Consider the following 19,531-nt stretch of genomic DNA (forward strand, 5'->3'; position numbering starts at 1 on the left):
CGGGGCAGCCCTCGTCCCGCCCGGCCTGCCCCCAAGTCACCAGAAAGGCATCCGCCATGGCCACACCCCTGTCCGCCGACGCCCTCGCCTCCGCCCTGCGGGCCGAGGGCGTCACCGTCGTCGAACACCCCGACTGGCGCACCAACAACCGTAATCACAAAGGACGCTGGGGCCCGGTCCACGGCGTTGCCGTCCATCACACCGTCACCTCCGGGACCGCCTCCAGCGTCCGCCTGTGCTTCGACGGCCACTCCACCCTGCCCGGCCCGCTCTGCCACGGGGTCGTCGCCAAGGACGGGACGGTCCACCTCGTCGGCAACGGCCGCGCCAATCACGCGGGCGGCGGCGATCCGTCGGTCCTCCAGGCCGTGATCACCGAGACGTACGGTGACCGGCCGCCCGCCCCGCACGAACACGACGGCAGCGCGGGGGCCGTCGACGGCAACGCCCACTTCTACGGCTTCGAGTGCGTCAACCTGGGCGACGGCCACGACCCCTGGCCGGCCGCGCAGCTCGACGCCCTCGAGCGGGTCGCGGCGGCACTGTGCCGGGCTCATGGCTGGGGCGCCAAGTCGGTCATCGGGCATCTGGAGTGGTCCGACTGGAAGAGCGATCCACGCGGCTTCGCCATGGCCGGCATGCGCCGCCGGGTCCAGACCCGGCTGGCCTCCGCCCCGGGCGGCGGGCAGCGGCCCGAACCGCCGTCGCCGCCGCGCCCGCCCCGCCACCAGCCGTTTCCCGGCGCCTCGTTCTTCAGATCACTGCCCGACTCCCCCGTAGTCACGGCGATGGGCCGTCGGCTGGTCGCCGAGGGCTGCGGCCGCTACCGCGTGGGGCCAGGCCCCCGCTGGGGCGAGGCCGACCGCGAGTCGTACGCCGCCTGGCAGCGCAAGCTCGGCTACCGGGGCGCCGCCGCCGACGGCTGGCCGGGCCCGTCGTCCTGGGCCGCGCTGAATGTCCCGTACAGCTCCTGACACGCCCGGAAGCGAGGTACCCCACCATGTCGGAGGCCGCCAGGCGCACTCTCCGTACCGTCCTGCAGACCGCTCTCGGCCTGACCGTCCTGCTGCCCGGCCTCGTCGCCGCCGCGGGCGTGCCGGCCACGCTCCCCCCGGTCGCCGCGGCCCTGGCGGTCGCCGCGGCCGTGACCCGGCTGATGGCCGTACCGGCCGTCCAGGCCCTGCTCCCCGCCTGGCTGCGGACCGGTGTCACCGCAGACCCGGACCCCGAGCCGCCGTCTCCCGCCGGGATGCCGCCGCGACAGGGCACGGACCGGGGTGCCGTGTGAACGACCCGACCTCCCCCACCCCGGCGTCCCTCCCTGCCCTCCCCCCGCACGCTCTCTCCGATCCCACCTCCGTCGCCGTGGAGCTGGAGCGGCTGCGCGGGACCGTCGAGGCCGGCTTCGCCCGGGTCGACGGCTCGCTCGCGCTGCTGGTACAGCGCAGCGACCAGACCGACAGGCAGCTCGCCGACCACGAGGCCCGGCTGGACGCCCTGGAGCGCTCCCGCTGGCCGCTGGCGAGCATCGGCGCGCTGGCCGCCGTGGCGACGGTGCTCCTGATGGCCTGGGAACTGACCGGCCGCTGAGCCGGACGGCACCGGCCGGCCGGACGCCGAGCCGGACGGCACAGGCACCCGCTCGTCGAGAACGCCGAAGGGCGGCCACCCCGCAAGGTGACCGCCCTTCAGTTCACGCCGACTTACTGGTTGTACGGACCGTAGTCGTAGTCCTCCAGCGGAACGGCCTGGCCGGAGCCCGTGCCGAACGGCGAGTAGTCGATGTCGTCGTAGCCGACGGCCGAGTACATCGCGGCCTTCGCCTCCTCGGTCGGCTCCACCCGGATGTTGCGGTAGCGGGACAGACCCGTACCGGCCGGGATGAGCTTACCGATGATGACGTTCTCCTTGAGGCCGATCAGGGAGTCGGACTTGGCGTTGATCGCCGCGTCCGTGAGGACCCTGGTCGTCTCCTGGAAGGACGCCGCCGACAGCCAGGACTCGGTCGCCAGCGAGGCCTTGGTGATACCCATGAGCTGCGGACGACCGGAGGCCGGGTGACCGCCCTCCTGGACCACACGACGGTTCTCGTGCTCGAACTTCGAGCGCTCGACCAGCTCACCGGGCAGCAGCTCGGCGTCGCCGGACTCGATGATCGTCACGCGGCGGAGCATCTGCCGGATGATGATCTCGATGTGCTTGTCGTGGATCGACACACCCTGCGAGTTGTAGACCTTCTGGACCTCGCCGACCAGGTGGACCTGGACGGCACGCTGGCCCAGGATGCGCAGCACGTCGTGCGGGTTGGTGGCACCCACGGTGAGCTTCTGGCCCACCTGGACGTGCTCGCCCTCGCCGACCAGGAGACGGGCACGCTTCGAGATCGGGAACGCCGTCTCGTCGCTGCCGTCGTCCGGCGTGATGACGATCTTCTTGGTCTTCTCGGTCTCCTCGATCCGCACGCGGCCCTGGGCCTCGGAGATCGGGGCGACACCCTTCGGGGTACGGGCCTCGAAGAGCTCGACGACACGCGGCAGACCCTGGGTGATGTCGTCACCGGCCACACCACCGGTGTGGAAGGTACGCATCGTCAGCTGGGTACCGGGCTCACCGATGGACTGGGCGGCGATGATGCCGACCGCCTCACCGATGTCGACCAGCTTGCCGGTGGCCAGCGAGCGGCCGTAGCACATGGCGCAGGTGCCGACGGCGGACTCACAGGTCAGGACCGAGCGGGTCTTGACCTCACCGACGCCGTTCAGGATGAGCTCGTCGATGAGCACGTCGCCGAGGTCGGTGCCGGCCGGGGCCAGCACACGGCCGTCCACGACGATGTCCTCGGCGAGGCAGCGCGCGTACACGGACGTCTCGACGTCCTCCGCCTTGATCAGGACGCCGTCCTCGACGGAGGCGATCTGCAGACGCAGACCACGGTCGGTGCCGCAGTCCTCCTCGCGGATGATGACGTCCTGGGAGACGTCGACCAGACGACGGGTCAGGTAACCCGAGTCGGCGGTACGCAGAGCGGTGTCCGCCAGACCCTTACGGGCACCGTGCGTGGAGATGAAGTACTCCAGCACGGACAGACCCTCACGGAACGAGGCCTTGATGGGACGCGGGATGGTCTCGTTCTTGGCGTTCGACACCAGACCACGCATACCGGCGATCTGACGCATCTGCATCATGTTGCCTCGGGCGCCCGAGTTCACCATCATCGAGACCGGGTTGGTCTTCGGGAAGTTCGCGTTCATCGCCTCGGCGACCTCGTTGGTCGCCTTGGTCCAGATCGCGATGAGCTCCTGCGTGCGCTCTTCCTTGGTGATCAGACCGCGCTCGTACTGCTTCTGGACCTTCTCGTCCTGCGCCTCGTAGCCCTTGACGATCTCCTTCTTCGCCTCGGGAACGACGACGTCGGAGATGGCCACGGTCACGCCGGAACGGGTGGCCCAGAAGAAGCCGGCCGCCTTCAGGTTGTCGAGCGTCGCCGCCACGATGACCTTCGGGTAGCGCTCGGCCAGGTCGTTGACGATCTGGGAGAGCTGCTTCTTGCCGACCTCGTAGTCGACGAAGGGGTAGTCCTCGGGCAGCAGCTCGTTGAAGAGCGCACGGCCCAGCGTGGTGCGCAGCGTGAAGCTGTCACCCTGCTGCCACTCCGGCTCGCCCTCCTCGCGCACCGGCGGCTCCCAGCCACGCGGCGGGATGGTGCCCACCGGGAAGCGGATGTCCACACGGGACTGGAGCGAGAGCTCACGGGCGTCGAACGCCATGATCGCCTCGGCGACCGACGAGAACGAACGGTCCTCGCCCTTGACGCCCCGGCCCTCGCCGTCGGTGGTGAGGAAGAACAGACCGAGGACCATGTCCTGGGTCGGCATCGTCACCGGACGGCCGTCGGCAGGCTTCAGGATGTTGTTCGAGGACAGCATCAGGATGCGGGCCTCGGCCTGCGCCTCCGCGGACAGCGGCAGGTGCACGGCCATCTGGTCACCGTCGAAGTCCGCGTTGAACGCGGTGCAGACGAGCGGGTGGATCTGGATGGCCTTGCCCTCGACCAGCTGCGGCTCGAAGGCCTGGATGCCGAGGCGGTGCAGGGTGGGAGCACGGTTCAGCAGAACCGGGTGCTCGGCGATGACCTCTTCGAGGACGTCGTACACGACCGTGCGGCCGCGCTCCACCATGCGCTTGGCGCTCTTGATGTTCTGTGCGTGGTTCAGGTCGACCAGGCGCTTCATCACGAACGGCTTGAAGAGCTCCAGCGCCATGGCCTTGGGCAGACCGCACTGGTGCAGCTTCAGCTGGGGACCGACGACGATCACGGAACGCGCGGAGTAGTCCACACGCTTACCGAGAAGGTTCTGACGGAATCGACCCTGCTTGCCCTTCAGCATGTCGCTGAGGGACTTCAGCGGGCGGTTGCCGGGACCGGTGACCGGGCGACCACGACGACCGTTGTCGAAGAGGGCGTCAACGGCCTCCTGAAGCATGCGCTTCTCGTTGTTGACGATGATCTCCGGAGCACCCAGGTCGAGCAGGCGCTTCAGACGGTTGTTGCGGTTGATCACACGGCGGTACAGGTCGTTCAGGTCGGAGGTCGCGAAGCGGCCACCGTCCAGCTGCACCATCGGACGCAGGTCCGGCGGGATGACCGGCACGCAGTCGAGCACCATGCCCTTGGGGCTGTTGCTGGTCTGCAGGAACGCGGAGACGACCTTCAGGCGCTTGAGCGCACGGGTCTTCTTCTGGCCCTTGCCGGTGCGGATGATCTCGCGGAGGCGCTCGGCCTCCTCGTCGAGGTCGAAGGACTCCAGGCGCTTCTGCAGCGCCGCGGCACCCATCGAGCCGTCGAAGTACGTGCCGAAGCGGTCACGCAGCTCGCGGTAGAGCAGCTCGTCGCCCTCCAGGTCCTGGACCTTGAGGTTCTTGAAGCGGTTCCACACCTCGTCGAGACGGTCGATCTCGCGCTGCGCGCGGTCGCGCAGCTGCTTCATCTCACGCTCGGCGCCCTCGCGCACCTTGCGGCGCACGTCGGCCTTGGCGCCCTCGGCCTCCAGCTCGGCCAGGTCGGACTCGAGCTTCTTGGCGCGGCCTTCGAGGTCGGCGTCGCGGCGCTGCTCGATCTGCTGACGCTCGACGGAGACGTGGGCCTCCAGCGAGGGCAGGTCGCGGGTGCGGCGCTCCTCGTCGACGTACGTGATCATGTACGCCGCGAAGTAGATGACCTTCTCCAGGTCCTTCGGGGCGAGGTCGAGCAGGTAGCCCAGACGCGACGGGACGCCCTTGAAGTACCAGATGTGCGTGACGGGGGCGGCCAGCTCGATGTGGCCCATCCGCTCGCGGCGCACCTTGGCGCGGGTGACCTCGACGCCACAGCGCTCACAGATGATGCCCTTGAAGCGGACGCGCTTGTACTTGCCGCAGTAGCACTCCCAGTCCCGGGTCGGACCGAAGATCTTCTCGCAGAAGAGCCCGTCCTTTTCCGGCTTCAGGGTGCGGTAGTTGATGGTCTCCGGCTTCTTGACCTCGCCGTGGCTCCACTGACGGATGTCGTCAGCGGTGGCCAGACCGATCCGGAGCTCGTCGAAGAAGTTGACGTCGAGCACTATGCGTCAATCCCTCTCAGGGTTGTAAGTCTTGGGGTCTGAAACGGGGGTCCTGGGGCCGGCCGGGGGACCATCACTGGTCCCCCGAACCGGACTCCCGTCAGACCTCTTCGACGCTGCTCGGCTCGCGCCGGGACAGGTCGATGCCGAGCTCCTCCGCAGCGCGGAAGACGTCCTCGTCGGTGTCACGCATCTCGATGGACATACCGTCGCTGGACAGCACCTCCACGTTCAGGCAGAGCGACTGCATCTCCTTGATGAGCACCTTGAAGGACTCGGGGATGCCGGGCTCGGGGATGTTCTCGCCCTTGACGATGGCCTCGTAGACCTTCACGCGGCCGGTGACGTCGTCGGACTTGATGGTCAGCAGCTCCTGGAGGGCGTAGGCGGCGCCGTACGCCTCCAGCGCCCACACCTCCATCTCACCGAAGCGCTGGCCACCGAACTGGGCCTTACCACCCAGCGGCTGCTGGGTGATCATCGAGTACGGGCCGGTCGAGCGGGCGTGCAGCTTGTCGTCGACCAGGTGGTGGAGCTTGAGGATGTACATGTACCCGACCGAGATCGGGTCCGGGAACGGCTCACCGGAACGGCCGTCGAACAGCCGCGCCTTGCCGGTCGGGAGCACCATGCGCTCGCCGTCGCGGTTCGGGATGGTGTGCTGGAGCAGACCTGCCAGCTCGTCCTCACGCGCACCGTCGAAGACCGGGGTGGCGACGTTGGTGCCCGGGGCGACCTGGTCGGCGCCGATGTTCTGCAGGCGCTGGGCCCACTCGTCGGCGAGACCGGAGACGTCCCAGCCGCGGCTGGCGAGCCAGCCGAGGTGGATCTCCAGAACCTGTCCCGGGTTCATTCGGGACGGCACACCGAGCGGGTTGAGGATGATGTCGACGGGAGTGCCGTCGTCCAGGAACGGCATGTCCTCGATCGGCAGGATCTTGGAGATGACGCCCTTGTTGCCGTGACGGCCGGCGAGCTTGTCACCGTCCGTGATCTTGCGCTTCTGCGCGACGTAGACGCGGACCAGCTGGTTCACGCCCGGGGGAAGCTCGTCGCCCTCCTCGCGGTCGAAGACGCGGACGCCGATGACCTTGCCGGTCTCGCCGTGCGGCACCTTCAGCGAGGTGTCACGGACCTCACGGGCCTTCTCACCGAAGATCGCGCGCAGCAGGCGCTCCTCGGGGGTCAGCTCGGTCTCACCCTTGGGGGTCACCTTGCCGACGAGGATGTCACCGGCGATGACCTCGGCACCGATACGGATGATGCCGCGCTCGTCGAGGTCGGCGAGGACCTCCTCGGAGACGTTCGGGATGTCCCGGGTGATCTCCTCGGGGCCGAGCTTGGTGTCACGGGCGTCGACCTCGTGCTCCTCGATGTGGATCGAGGAGAGGACGTCGTCCTGCACGAGGCGCTGCGACAGGATGATCGCGTCCTCGTAGTTGTGACCCTCCCACGGCATGAACGCCACGAGCAGGTTCTTGCCCAGCGCCATCTCGCCGTTCTCGGTGGCGGGACCGTCGGCGAGGACCTGGCCCTCGATGACGTGGTCGCCCTCGAGGACGATGACCTTCTGGTTGACCGAGGTGCCCTGGTTGGAGCGGGCGAACTTGGCCAGGCGGTACGTGATGTACGTGCCGTCGTCGTTGGCGGTGGTGATGTAGTCCGCGGAGACCTCCTGGACCACACCGGCCTTCTCGGCCTTGACGACGTCACCGGCGTCGACGGCAGAGCGGTACTCCATGCCGGTGCCGACGAGCGGGGCCTCCGCCTTGATGAGCGGAACGGCCTGGCGCATCATGTTCGCGCCCATGAGGGCACGGTTGGCGTCGTCGTGCTCGAGGAAGGGGATCATGGCGGTCGCGACCGACACCATCTGGCGCGGCGAGACGTCCATGTAGTCGACGTCCTCGGGGCTGACGTAGTCGACCTCGCCGCCGCGGCGGCGGACGAGGACACGCGCCTCGGCGAAACGCAGGTCGTCGGTCAGGCCGGCGTTGGCCTGCGCGATGACGAAGCGGTCCTCCTCGTCGGCGGTCAGGTAGTCCACCTCGTCGGTGACCTGGCCCTCGACGACCTTGCGGTACGGGGTCTCGACGAAACCGAACGCGTTCACCCGGCCGTAGGAGGCGAGCGAACCGATCAGGCCGATGTTCGGGCCTTCGGGGGTCTCGATCGGGCACATGCGGCCGTAGTGCGAGGGGTGCACGTCACGGACCTCGAAGCCGGCCCGCTCACGGGACAGACCACCCGGGCCAAGAGCCGACAGACGGCGCTTGTGGGTGAGACCCGACAGCGGGTTGTTCTGGTCCATGAACTGCGACAGCTGGCTGGTGCCGAAGAACTCCTTGATGGAGGCGACGACCGGCCGGATGTTGATCAGGGTCTGCGGCGTGATCGCCTCGACGTCCTGGGTCGTCATGCGCTCGCGGACGACACGCTCCATACGCGCCAGACCCGTACGGACCTGGTTCTGGATGAGCTCGCCGACGCTGCGCAGACGACGGTTGCCGAAGTGGTCGATGTCGTCGGTCTCGACGACGATCGTGTCGCCGTTGTCCCCGGCGGTCTCGGTCTCACCGGCGTGCAGCTTCACCAGGTACTTGATCGTCGAGATGACGTCCTCGACGGTCAGGATGCCCGCGTCGAGCGGAGCGTCCGCACCCAGCTTCTTGTTGACCTTGTAGCGGCCGACCTTCGCCAGGTCGTAGCGCTTGGGGTTGAAGTACAGGTTCTCCAGCAGCGTCTGCGCGGCCTCACGCGTGGGGGGCTCGCCCGGACGCAGCTTGCGGTAGATGTCGAGCAGCGCGTCGTCCTGGCCCTGGGTGTGGTCCTTCTCCAGGGTGGCGCGCATGGACTCGTACTCGCCGAACTCCTCGAGGATCTGCTCGGTGGTCCAGCCGAGCGCCTTGAGCAGAACGGTGACCGACTGCTTGCGCTTGCGGTCGATGCGGACACCGACCATGTCGCGCTTGTCGATCTCCATCTCCAGCCAGGCACCCCGGGACGGGATGATCTTGGCGGAGAAGATGTCCTTGTCGGACGTCTTGTCGATGGAGGAGTCGAAGTAGACACCCGGCGAACGGACCAGCTGCGACACCACGACACGCTCGGTGCCGTTGATGACGAAGGTGCCCTTGTTCGTCATGAGCGGGAAGTCGCCCATGAAGACCGTCTGGGACTTGATCTCGCCGGTCTCGTTGTTGGTGAACTCGGCCGTCACGAACAGGGGCGCGGCGTACGTGAAGTCGCGCTCCTTGCACTCGTCGATCGAGTTCTTCGGCGGCTCGAAGCGGTGGTCGCGGAAGGTCAGCGACATCGACCCGGAGAAGTCCTCGATCGGGGAGATCTCCTCGAAGATCTCCTCCAGACCGGACTTGGTGGGGACGTCCTGACCAGACTCCAGAGCCTCCTCGACCCGACTCTGCCAGGCGGTGTTGCCGAGCAGCCAGTCAAAGCTCTCGGTCTGCAGCGCGAGCAGGTTGGGAACCTCGAGAGGCTCCTTGATCTTTGCAAAAGAGATGCGCAGCGGGGCGGTGCTGGCGCCGTTGTTCGTATTCGCGGTCGAGGCAGTGCGCGAGGCGGCCAAGAGGGGGTCCTTCCGAGGGCTCGGACTCACTACGCGCGTACCGGCCCCTCACTCGCGCACCAGGACAGGTTCTTGCTGAATCGGCCGTTTGGCCAGGTCAGAGAAGTCTGGTCGACAGTGCTGAGGTGAGGGCAGACCCCTGGTGACGGGCAGGGGACAGCTAACAGGCAGCGCAAAGGGTCAGTGTAGCCACTTGGCACACTGATGTCCAGCTCGGGTTTTCGAGAACCCTCGTTGCTCTCAACTCCTGCGACAAGGCCACGCCCTCAACGCACGTTGATACTGCCCTCTTCGCCGTCGATCCATGCCTCGGATTCGGACCGTTGTGACGACGCGTCCTGAGAATTGCGCGCCGCGTGCGGTTCGTCAAGGCCCCCCTGGCCGGAACCAGGACGTTCGAAGACACAACGAAGATCACCATACCCCCCGCCGTACCGGGTGCAAGGCAACCGCGACCGCCCTCCCTGAACGCCGAAGAGCGACCACCCGGATGGATGATCGCTCTTCGGTGCGTCAGCGTTACAGCCCTCTCAGGCCGTAATCAGCTCGCAGGGGTCCTTGGCGGACCCGTGAGGTGTTACTTGACCTCGACGGAGGCGCCGGCGCCCTTGAGGGACTCGGCGGCCTTCTCCGCGGCGTCCTTGGCGACCTTCTCCAGAACCGGCTTCGGCGCACCGTCGACCAGGTCCTTGGCCTCCTTGAGGCCCAGGGAGGTGAGCTCGCGCACGACCTTGATGACCTGGATCTTCTTGTCGCCGGCACCGGTGAGGATGACGTCGAACTCGTCCTTCTCCTCCTCGGCCTCGGCCGGGGCGCCCGGGCCGGCGGGGCCGGCGACGGCGACCGCGGCGGCGGCGGTGACGTCGAACTTCTCCTCGAACGCCTTCACGAACTCGGAGAGCTGGATGAGGGTCATCGTCTCGAACTCGGCGAGCAGTTCTTCCTGGGTGAGAGCCATGATGGCTTTCCTTCCACTAATTCGGCTGGTGCCGGATGTACATGACTGGCGGGCGTACGTTCGGCCCGCTACGACCGCTGCCTCGGGGCGGGAAGCCTCAGGCGGCGATCATGATGCGAGCCGAATTACTCGGCACCGCCCTGCTCGTCCTGCTTGGCACGAAGGGCGTCCACGGTGCGGACGAGCTTCGAGGGAAGCGCCTGGAAGAGCTGCGCAGTCTGGGTCTGCTTGCCCTTCATGGCGCCCGCCAGCTTGGCGAGCAGAACCTCGCGGGACTCGAGGTCCGCAAGCTTCTTGATCTCATCGGCGGACAGCGCCTTGCCGTCAAGGACACCGCCCTTGATGATGAGGTTCGGGTTGTCCTTGGCGAAGTCACGCAGACCCTTCGCCGACTCCACCGGGTCACCGGTGACGAAGGCGACGGCCGTCGGACCAGCGAAGAGCTGGTCGTCCAGCGTGATCCCGGCCTCGTTGGCCGCAATCTTGGTCAGCGTGTTCTTCACCACGGCGTACTGGGCGTTCTCACCGAGCGAACGACGCAGCGTCTTGAGCTGCGCCACGGTGAGACCGCGGTACTCGGTCAGCACGGCGGCGTTCGAGCTACGGAACTTGTCCGTCAGCTCGGCAACCGCGGCAGCCTTGTCGGGCCTCGCCATAGAGCCTCGGCCTCCTTCCGGGTGATTCGGACCGCGCGGACCCGAAGGAGGACTGGGGAAAACGAAACGCCCCGGCGCAGGCGCACGGGGCGGACTCGACCGGCTCACACGCGCTGGGCGTGCACTCCGGGAGTTCTTCCACAGTCACCTGCGCGGGTCGCCCGCATTTACAGCGGATCCTTCGGCCACCGCGCCCTCTTGCGAGCGCACGGCAACGACCAGCGGTCTTTGGCTTCTCGAGGAGAGTACGTGACCGGATCGCCGACAGGCAAATCCGGTCGTACGGGATCTCGTACGGGGTCGCCGGACACGGCCTCCAGGGGGCGGCCCCGGAGGCCCGGACGGCCGCCAGGGAGGCCTGGGCGGCAGCCGGGGTCCTGGGCGGCAGCCGGGGTCCTGGGCGGCAGCCGGGAAGGCTCAGCTCTCGCCCATCTCGCTCATCATCTCGGCGAGGTCCATGGTGTCCTTCGCGGGCGGGGCGGTGACCTTCACGGGCTCGTTGATCGCGAGGAAGGTGACCGTCATGTCGAAGGCGCCCTTGTCGGCGTCACCGCGGGTGCGGAACCGCTTCGGGTGGTCGTCACCGTCGATCCACATGTCCATCTCGAGCTCCTCGATGCCGAGGTCCTCGTACTGCTCGAGACTCTTCTCACGCCGCTCGCGGGTCTTGCGGTCCTCGTCCTTGAGCGAGGCGCGCAGGTCGTCGAGCTTGATCGTGCCCCGGTAGTGCGTGGTCCTGACTCCGTCGACCGTCTCGGTGCCGAGCCGCTCCACGTCGTCGGCTCCGGTGAGGAAACCGGCCTCGGCGGCGGGGTTCTGCTCCGCCTGGGCGGCTCCGAGCCCGCCGGAACCGGCGCCGCTCTCCTTCAGCGCGGACATGTCGAACTTCATCCAGCTCTTGCCGTCCATCTCCTTGGCGGCCTCGGCTCCCCCGCCGAGGTACATCGCCTTGTCGACGAGCCGGATCTCCACCTCGCCGCTCTCGTCGGCCGTCTTGCCCTCGACCTGCATCTTCATGCTCATGGCCATCGGCTCGAAGCTCATCGCGGCGGTGCCCGTGACCTCGCCCTCACCCGGCACCTTGCCCTCCATGCGGTAGCGCAGAGAGGTGATGTCCTCGGTGTTCTCAGCGGCCGCGGCGACGGCCGCGGCCGGCTCCATCTCCGGCGACTCCCCGGCGCCCTGGGAACAGCCGACCGTGCCGGCCAGCAGCACCATCGCGAGTCCCGCGCCCACGGCCCCACCACGCTTACGTACAGAAACGGCCATGGATTCCCCCCACGGAAAAGATGTCAGATACATGGTCCGTACCGGAGAGTAGCCGAGTGCTCCGCCAGGGGCCTCCGAATTGTTCCCGGCTACCTTTCCCGGGCCCCCGGTCCCGGCCCCGTTCCCGGACCTCCGGTCCCGGACCTCCGGTCCGGCCCCCGCTCCCCGCCCGCTGTCCGCGCTTCCCGTCCCGGCCTAGGAGGCCGTCGGCTCCGGTGTCATCAGGGCCTTGAAGTCCTGGGTGTCGCTCGCCGGGGGCGGCGTCACGCTCACCCGGACCCCGTAGTCGCCGTAGAAGCACGTCTGGGTCACCCGGCCGGTCGCCGTGCGGTCCCGCTCGACCTTCTTGACCAGCAGACCGTCCGCGCCGACCCAGACCTCGACGGTCTGCTCGGTGACTCCGGCCTGCTGCAGGCGCTCGCGCAGACCGGGGTCGGTGACGTCGGCGGCGCGGGCCGTCCCCCGGTACCGGGTGGCGCGCTCGCCGCGGACCGTCTCCACGCCGACCCGGCGCGCGGCCCCGCCAGCCAGCAGCAGCTTCACGGCCTGGTGCGGGGCGGCCTCGCGGATCTGCTCGGCGAGCAGGGCGCCGGAGGCACCGCCGAGCCCGGCCAGGTCGTCCCAGTCGTAGCGGATCCAGTGCCTCCCGCCGGCCTTGGCGGCGAAGGTGTCGCCCATGCGCGCGTAGTACGCGTCGGGCAGATAGCGGGCCTGCATGGAGGTGGTGCCCAGCGCCCGCATGGTGTCGGCCATGCTGCCGCCGGTGTAGGTGATGGTGAGGGCGCCGGTGACGCCGCCGTCCCAGGCGAGCGTGCCGGACGAGGTCATGGAGACCTCGGTGCCCAGGGCCGTGCTGGACTCCACGCGGGCCGAACCGGCCCCGGCGGTGGCCCGCTCGGCGGCCCGCAGCGCGGCGACCGCGGCGGGCTGCGGCGTGGCCGTGGGGCGGCGCTCCGTGGCGTCCGGAGCCGGGCCGTCGGCGCCCGTGTCGCCCGTGCAGCCGGCCGTGCCTGCGGCCGCGAGCAGCAGGGCCCCGAGCAGCGCCCACCCCCGTCCGGTCCTGCCGGTCATACGTCCTCCCCCGTGCCGGTCGGCCGCCCGCGTGGCGGCACGAGCGTCTGGAGCGAGAACGGGCCCGCCCCTGCGGAGGTTCCTGGAACGGGAACGGGCCCCGCACCTGAGAGCAGGTGCGGGGCCCGTAGGACCGACTTCAGTGAGCCTCGAGAGCTCAGACCGCGGCCGGGTCCTCCTCGACGAGGAGGTTGCGGGTGCGGTTCGGGTCGACCGGGATGCCGGGGCCCATGGTGGTGCTGACCGCGGCCTTCTTGATGTAGCGACCCTTGGCGGCGGACGGCTTCAGACGGAGGATCTCCTCCAGGGCCGCGCCGTAGTTCTCCACCAGCTTGTCGTCGTCGAACGACGTCTTGCCGATGATGAAGTGCAGGTTCGAGTGCTTGTCGACGCGGAACTCGATCTTGCCGCCCTTGATCTCGGTCACAGCCTTGGCGGTGTCCGGGGTCACGGTGCCGGTCTTCGGGTTCGGCATCAGACCACGCGGGCCGAGGACGCGGCCGAGGCGGCCGACCTTGCCCATGAGGTCCGGGGTGGCGACGACGGCGTCGAAGTCCAGACGGCCCTTCGCCACCTCGTCGATCAGCTCGTCGGCGCCGACGATGTCGGCGCCCGCGGCACGCGCGGCCTCGGCACGGTCACCGGTCGCGAAGACCAGGACCCGGGCGGTCTTACCGGTGCCGTGCGGGAGGTTCACGGTGCCACGGACCATCTGGTCGGCCTTGCGCGGGTCGACACCCAGACGGAAGGCGACCTCGACGGTGCCGTCGAACTTGGTCGTGGAGGTCTCCTTGGCGAGACGGACGGCCTCGAGCGGGGCGTAGAGCTTGTCCCGGTCGATCTTGGCGTCCGCAGCGCGGAGAGACTTGCTGCGCTTGCTCACTACTGCTCCTGGGGTTTGCTTAGGAGTCGTGGTCCGGGCCGAGCAGGCCCCACCACTTCTGCTGGAAGGTTGGGGGTCAGCCCTCGACCGTGATGCCCATGGAACGGGCGGTGCCGGCGATGATCTTCGCGGCGGCGTCCAGGTCGTTGGCGTTGAGGTCGGGCATCTTCGTGGTGGCGATCTCGCGGACCTGCGCCTCGGTGATCTTGGCGACCTTGGTCTTGTGCGGCTCGCCGGAGCCCTTCTCCACGCCCGCGGCCTTGAGGATCATCTTCGCGGCCGGCGGAGTCTTGGTGATGAAGGTGAAGGAGCGGTCCTCGTAGACCGTGATCTCCACCGGGATGACCCAGCCACGCTGCGACTCGGTCGCGGCGTTGTAGGCCTTGCAGAACTCCATGATGTTGACGCCGTGCTGACCGAGCGCGGGGCCGACCGGCGGGGCCGGGTTCGCCGCACCGGCGTTGATCTGGAGCTTGATGAGCCCCGTGACCTTCTTCTTCTTGGGAGGCATAGCTCTCCGGGTCCTTTCGATTCGGGTCCTGCCCGCGTTCAGGGGACAACCCGGACGCAGGCATACCGCACAACGATAACGGGTATAGGTGTGCGGCCAAAAACCGAGCAGGTCAGACAAGCCTCGGCGGCTCGTCCGACCTGTTCGGAAGTGGTGTGTCCGGAAGGGGTCAGTTCTTCTGGATCTGGTCGAAGCTCAGCTCGACCGGCGTCTCGCGGCCGAAGATCTCCACCAGGCCCTTGACCTTCTTGGAGTCGGCGTTGATCTCGTTGATCGTGGCCTGGAGCGTGGCGAACGGGCCGTCGGTGACGGTGACCGAGTCGCCGACCTCGAAGTCCAGGACCTGGACCTCGACCTTGCGCTGCGGCGCCGGCTTGCCCTCGGCCTCGGCCGCCTCGCGCGCGGCCTTCTCCTCGGCCTCCGGGGCGAGCATCTTGACGATCTCGTCCAGGGTCAGCGGGTACGGGTCGTAGGCGTTGCCCACGAAGCCGGTCACGCCGGGGGTGTTGCGGACGACGCCCCAGGACTCGTTCGTCAGGTCCATGCGCACCAGCACGTAGCCGGGGAGCTTGTTCTGACGGATCGTCTTGCGGTCGCCGTTCTTGATCTGGACGACCTCTTCCTGCGGCACCTCGGCCTGGAAGATGTAGTCCTCGACGTTCAGGGAGACCGCGCGCTGCTCCAGGTTGGTCTTCACGCGGTTCTCGTAGCCGGCGTACGTGTGGATGACGTACCACTCGCCGGGCAGGGTGCGCAGCTCCTCGCGCAGGGCGGTGATGGGGTCGACGGGCTCGGCCTCCTCGGGCTCGGCCTCTTCCTCGGTGGCCTCGGCCTCGTCGGCCTCCGCCTCCGCGGTGTCGTCCTCGTCCTCGTCGGCCTCGTGGGCCTCGTCGTCCTCGACGTGCAGAGCGGCTTCCTCGGCGGGCTCGCCCGCCTCGGCATCGGCAGCCTCGAACTCGTCCAGGTCCTCGTCCGCGCCCTCGACGATGTCGAGCTCGTCGTCCACCGACTCATCGGGCTCGATGGCGTCGTTCAGGTTCTGGTCAGACACGGTGGCTGCTTCTTCCTGGATACATAGGGGTGGAACATGCGAAAGGGGCGCCGGTAACCGCGGCGCCCTTCGCTCCTGGCTCAGCCGAAGACGTACTTGGCTGCGTGGTCGAGTCCATAGTCAATCACGGTGACCAGGCCGATCATGATGAGCACGAACACGATCACTACGGTCGTGTACGTGGTCAGCTGGTTACGGGTGGGCCAGACGACCTTGCGGAGTTCCGCGACGACCTGGCGGTAGAACAGCGCGAGGCGCTTCAGCGGACCCTTCTTGGCGCGCTTGCCGCCCTTGCGGGTCTTCTTGGACTCCGGCGCCTCGTCCTGGGCATCAGGCGTGTCGAGGGAGCCCACGGCGTCCGTCATTCGTCCTCACCTGGTCCCGGGTCGTGGCCGTGCCGCGCCCGGTCTGAGCCGCACGGCGAGTGCAATGCTGTACGTACCTGCGCACACATCCTGGCGGTGTGTGTAGCAGGGCCGGAGGGACTTGAACCCCCAACCGCCGGTTTTGGAGACCGGTGCTCTACCAATTGAGCTACGACCCTTCGGTGTCCACCAACGTACCGCATCCGGACGGGTGCAGTGTGTGCGCCGCGTGCGGTGCGGGCCGCTGAAGGCCAACGAGGTGTGAGTGTACGTGGTCCTGAGCCGGTCGTCGAACAGAAAGCGCCCAGCAGGGGCCTGGAACGCGAAAGATCACCGGAAGTCGGCCGGAAGATCACCCGGTACGGCCGCCGGGGCCCGACTTCCACGACCGTGACATACGGACATCTGTTCACACGGCGGTCCGCCCCGGTTCAGTACGTGAAACCCGTGTGCCGGGCGGGTTTCCGGTCTGGAACGATGGGCCCCATGAGCGCTGCAACCCCTCCCACCGAGCGCCGGGTCTCCGCCCGCATCGGCGCGATCTCCGAGTCCGCCACTCTCGCCGTGGACGCCAAGGCCAAGGCCCTCAAGGCCGCCGGGCGTCCGGTGATCGGCTTCGGCGCGGGCGAGCCGGACTTCCCGACCCCCGACTACATCGTCGAGGCGGCCGTAGAGGCCTGCAAGAACCCGAAGTACCACCGCTACACGCCGGCCGGCGGTCTGCCCGAGCTGAAGGAGGCCATCGCCGCCAAGACGCTGCGGGACTCCGGCTACCGGGTGGAGGCCTCCCAGGTCCTCGTCACCAACGGTGGCAAGCAGGCCATCTACGAGGCGTTCGCCGCGATCCTCGACCCGGGCGACGAGGTGATCGTCCCGGCTCCGTACTGGACGACCTACCCGGAGTCGATCCGGCTGGCCGGCGGTGTGCCGGTCGACGTCGTCGCCGACGAGACGACCGGCTACCGCGTGAGCGTGGAACAGCTGGAGGCGGCCCGCACCGAGAACACCAAGGTGCTGCTGTTCGTCTCCCCCTCCAACCCGACCGGCGCGGTCTACACCCGTGAGCAGATCGAGGAGATCGGCCGCTGGGCCGCCGAGAAGGGCCTGTGGGTCCTGACCGACGAGATCTACGAGCACCTGGTCTACGGCGACGCCGAGTTCCACTCGCTGCCGGTGGTCGTGCCGGAGCTGGCCGACAAGTGCATCGTGGTCAACGGTGTCGCCAAGACGTACGCCATGACGGGCTGGCGCGTGGGCTGGGTCATCGGCCCGAAGGACGTGGTCAAGGCCGCGACCAACCTCCAGTCGCACGCCACCTCCAACGTCTCCAACGTGGCCCAGGTCGCCGCCCTCGCGGCCGTCTCCGGCGACCTGACGGCCGTCGAGAAGATGAAGGAGTCCTTCGACCGCCGCCGCCGGACGATCGTGCGGATGCTCAACGAGATCGAGGGCGTGTACTGCCCCGAGCCCGAGGGCGCCTTCTACGCCTACCCGTCGGTCAAGGGTCTGGTCGGCAAGGAGATCCGCGGCAAGCGCCCGCAGGACACGGTCGAGCTGGCCGCGCTGATCCTGGAGGAGGCCGAGGTCGCGGTCGTCCCGGGCGAGGCCTTCGGCACGCCGGGGTACCTGCGTCTGTCGTACGCGCTCGGTGACGAGGACCTCGTCGAGGGCGTCTCGCGCATCCAGAAGCTGCTGGCGGAGGCCCGGGACTGACCTCCCCTTCTTCGTGGGCCCCGCCGATCCGGCGGGGCCCTGTTTCTTTGTGCGGGCGGGACCTCGTAGGGGGAAACCGCTACCGGGACATGTACGGCGTACGGCAGGATCGGCGAATGGAGCGTGTACGTGATGTCTCTGAACTGCCGAAAGCCCATCTGCACCTGCATTTCACCGGCTCGATGCGGCCGGGGACGGTGCTGGAGCTGGCCGACAAGTACGGCGTACGTCTGCCGGAGGCCCTGACCGAGGCGCTGACCAGCGGGGAGCCGCCGCAACTGCGGGCGACGGACGAGCGCGGCTGGTTCCGCTTCCAGCGGCTGTACGACGCGGCCCGCTCCTGCCTCAGAGAGCCCGAGGACATCCAGCGGCTGGTGCGCGAGGCGGCCGAGGAGGACATCAGGGACGGCTCGGGCTGGCTGGAGATCCAGGTCGACCCGACCTCGTACGCGCCGCGGCTGGGCGGGCTGATCCCGGCGCTGGAGATCATCCTCGACGCGGTGGCGACGACCTCGCGGGACACCGGGCTCGGGATGCGGGTGCTGGTCGCCGCGAACCGGATGAAGCACCCGCTGGACGCGCGCACGCTGGCCCGGCTCGCGGTGCGCTTCGCCGACAGCGGCGTGGTCGGCTTCGGGCTGTCGAACGACGAGCGCCGGGGCATGGCACGGGACTTCGACCGCGCGTTCCACATCGCTCGGGAGGGCGGCCTGCTGTCGGCCCCGCACGGCGGGGAGCTGACCGGTCCGGCCTCGGTCCGCGACTGCCTGGACGACCTGCACGCCGACCGGATCGGGCACGGGGTGCGCGCGGCGGAGGACCCGCGGCTGCTGAAGCGGCTCGCCGACCGGGGCGTGACCTGCGAGGTGTGCCCGGCGTCCAATGTGGCCCTGGGTGTCTACGAGAAGCCCGAGGACGTGCCCCTGCGCCCGCTGTTCGAGGCCGGGGTCCCGCTCGCGCTCGGCGCGGACGACCCGCTGCTGTTCGGCTCCCGTCTCGCCGCCCAGTACGACATCGCCCGCCGGCACCACGACTTCACCGACCAGGAGCTGGCGGAGCTGGCCCGTCAGTCGGTGCGGGCGTCGGCGGCGCCGGCCGACGTCAGGGAGGGGCTGCTGGCCGGCGTGGACGAGTGGCTGACTCGCCCGGCCGTCTGAAGTGGGCGTAGGGCGGATAGGGCTTGAAGCAGAGCAGCACCTCGTAGGGGTGCCCGCCGCCCGGTGGCTGGGCCAGCGCCAGCCCGGACATCATCACCGAGTGCCCCTTGGCCACGCCCTTCTGTCGCGGGCCGAAGCCCGCCGCGTAGGCGCATTCGGTGGCGCTGTGGGCGAACAGGTCCCGGCTGCCGAACAGGAACAGCGTCCGGGCGTGGGTGGTGTGCCGGAACTCGTCCCACAGGTCCGGCCGGGTCCGCGTCGCGCGCCGGGACTCGGCGTGCCGGGCGGTGCGTGCCTCGTCGGTCCGGGCGGTCAGCGGGGTGCCCGCGCGCAGCTTGCCGCGCAGCTCGGGCCACCGGCTGGGGCGCAGGCCGAGGATGTGGTGGGCGAGGACCAGGTCGACCCGGTCGCCGAGACCCTCGTCGGGCGGGACTCCGTCGCGCAGGGGGATGTGGACGACCGTGCGCGGGGAGCGGGCGGCGAAGGAGAACAGGCCCGCGAGCCGGTTCAGGCCGTCGTGGTCGCCGAGCAGCATGCCGATGGGGTCGGGGGCGGTCAGTGAGGTGTGGCGCAGGGGCGTCCGGGGCTGGACCACGCGGTGTTCACGGGGTCCGGTCCGGGGCCTGAACTCGGTCAGCCTCAGCCGCATGTGCGATGCCTCATGGCAGCAGGGTCCCGGCCGGGCGTCGCCCCGCGCAACGGAGATTCGGA

The 19,531-nt window shown here is 68.8% G+C and carries 16 protein-coding genes and 1 tRNA gene; 5 read left to right on the forward strand and 12 right to left on the reverse strand.

The window, feature by feature from the left end; genetic code table 11:
* Positions 1-56 precede the first annotated feature (56 nt).
* From ACZ6SQ_RS32500 to ACZ6SQ_RS32510, 3 genes are read left to right on the forward strand one after another with little or no spacing between them, the layout of a single operon-like run.
* A complete protein-coding gene (locus tag ACZ6SQ_RS32500) occupies positions 57-974 on the forward strand; it encodes a peptidoglycan-binding protein (RefSeq protein ID WP_469568467.1) in 918 nt (305 codons plus the stop codon).
* Between the two features lie 26 nt (positions 975-1,000).
* Positions 1,001-1,288: a hypothetical protein gene (locus ACZ6SQ_RS32505; RefSeq protein WP_469568469.1), complete on the forward strand. Its 288-nt coding sequence runs from the start codon at positions 1,001-1,003 to the stop codon at positions 1,286-1,288.
* The gene (locus tag ACZ6SQ_RS32510) at positions 1,285-1,590 is read left to right on the forward strand and encodes a hypothetical protein (RefSeq protein WP_469568470.1); all 306 of its coding nucleotides are present in this window, start codon (positions 1,285-1,287) and stop codon (positions 1,588-1,590) included. The genes ACZ6SQ_RS32505 and ACZ6SQ_RS32510 overlap by 4 nt, the downstream gene beginning before the upstream one ends.
* 113 nt (positions 1,591-1,703) lie before the next feature.
* Here ACZ6SQ_RS32510 and ACZ6SQ_RS32515 read toward each other — a convergent pair whose 3' ends face one another.
* From ACZ6SQ_RS32515 to ACZ6SQ_RS32565, 11 genes are all read right to left on the reverse strand, one after another.
* Positions 1,704-5,600, reverse strand: coding sequence for a DNA-directed RNA polymerase subunit beta' (locus tag ACZ6SQ_RS32515; RefSeq protein WP_389336604.1), 3,897 nt, complete (start codon positions 5,598-5,600; stop codon positions 1,704-1,706).
* A 100-nt stretch (positions 5,601-5,700) separates the two neighbouring features.
* Positions 5,701-9,186, reverse strand: a complete 3,486-nt coding sequence (gene rpoB / locus ACZ6SQ_RS32520) for a DNA-directed RNA polymerase subunit beta (protein ID WP_389336607.1) — start codon at positions 9,184-9,186, stop codon at positions 5,701-5,703.
* Positions 9,187-9,763: 577 nt separating this feature from the next.
* Positions 9,764-10,144, reverse strand: coding sequence for a 50S ribosomal protein L7/L12 (gene rplL / locus ACZ6SQ_RS32525; protein ID WP_386377302.1), 381 nt, complete (start codon positions 10,142-10,144; stop codon positions 9,764-9,766).
* A gap of 125 nt (positions 10,145-10,269) precedes the next feature.
* Positions 10,270-10,800 carry a 50S ribosomal protein L10 gene (rplJ, locus tag ACZ6SQ_RS32530; protein ID WP_351933546.1) on the reverse strand — a complete coding sequence of 177 codons (531 nt, stop codon included), beginning with the start codon at positions 10,798-10,800 and terminating at the stop codon, positions 10,270-10,272.
* A gap of 417 nt (positions 10,801-11,217) precedes the next feature.
* Complete coding sequence (locus tag ACZ6SQ_RS32535; protein ID WP_469568473.1) at positions 11,218-12,069, reverse strand: SCO4651 family lipoprotein; 852 nt, start codon at positions 12,067-12,069, stop codon at positions 11,218-11,220.
* Between the two features lie 195 nt (positions 12,070-12,264).
* Positions 12,265-13,140, reverse strand: a complete 876-nt coding sequence (locus ACZ6SQ_RS32540) for an SCO4651 family lipoprotein (RefSeq protein ID WP_469568475.1) — start codon at positions 13,138-13,140, stop codon at positions 12,265-12,267.
* Between the two features lie 157 nt (positions 13,141-13,297).
* Complete coding sequence (rplA, locus tag ACZ6SQ_RS32545) at positions 13,298-14,023, reverse strand: 50S ribosomal protein L1 (RefSeq protein ID WP_469568478.1); 726 nt, start codon at positions 14,021-14,023, stop codon at positions 13,298-13,300.
* A gap of 76 nt (positions 14,024-14,099) precedes the next feature.
* Positions 14,100-14,534: a 50S ribosomal protein L11 gene (gene rplK / locus ACZ6SQ_RS32550; RefSeq protein WP_128980827.1), complete on the reverse strand. Its 435-nt coding sequence runs from the start codon at positions 14,532-14,534 to the stop codon at positions 14,100-14,102.
* A gap of 169 nt (positions 14,535-14,703) precedes the next feature.
* Positions 14,704-15,585 (reverse strand): transcription termination/antitermination protein NusG, encoded by an 882-nt coding sequence (gene nusG / locus ACZ6SQ_RS32555; RefSeq protein ID WP_469568482.1) that lies wholly within the window; start codon positions 15,583-15,585, stop codon positions 14,704-14,706.
* An 80-nt stretch (positions 15,586-15,665) separates the two neighbouring features.
* A complete protein-coding gene (gene secE, locus ACZ6SQ_RS32560) occupies positions 15,666-15,950 on the reverse strand; it encodes a preprotein translocase subunit SecE (protein WP_386377295.1) in 285 nt (94 codons plus the stop codon).
* A 106-nt stretch (positions 15,951-16,056) separates the two neighbouring features.
* Positions 16,057-16,129, reverse strand: a tRNA-Trp gene (locus ACZ6SQ_RS32565).
* A gap of 307 nt (positions 16,130-16,436) precedes the next feature.
* On the opposite strand from ACZ6SQ_RS32565, the gene ACZ6SQ_RS32570 reads away from it, so the two are divergent.
* Positions 16,437-17,663 carry a pyridoxal phosphate-dependent aminotransferase gene (locus ACZ6SQ_RS32570; RefSeq protein ID WP_389336629.1) on the forward strand — a complete coding sequence of 409 codons (1,227 nt, stop codon included), beginning with the start codon at positions 16,437-16,439 and terminating at the stop codon, positions 17,661-17,663.
* 116 nt (positions 17,664-17,779) lie between these two features.
* Positions 17,780-18,820: an adenosine deaminase gene (locus ACZ6SQ_RS32575; RefSeq protein WP_469568485.1), complete on the forward strand. Its 1,041-nt coding sequence runs from the start codon at positions 17,780-17,782 to the stop codon at positions 18,818-18,820.
* Here the strand turns inward: ACZ6SQ_RS32575 and ACZ6SQ_RS32580 are convergent.
* On the reverse strand, positions 18,765-19,469 hold the full coding sequence (locus tag ACZ6SQ_RS32580; RefSeq protein ID WP_469568488.1) for a hypothetical protein: 705 nt from the start codon (positions 19,467-19,469) through the stop codon (positions 18,765-18,767). The genes ACZ6SQ_RS32575 and ACZ6SQ_RS32580 overlap by 56 nt on opposite strands.
* Between the last annotated feature and the right edge of the window lie 62 nt (positions 19,470-19,531).

The organism is Streptomyces sp. NPDC048600, assembly GCF_055587025.1.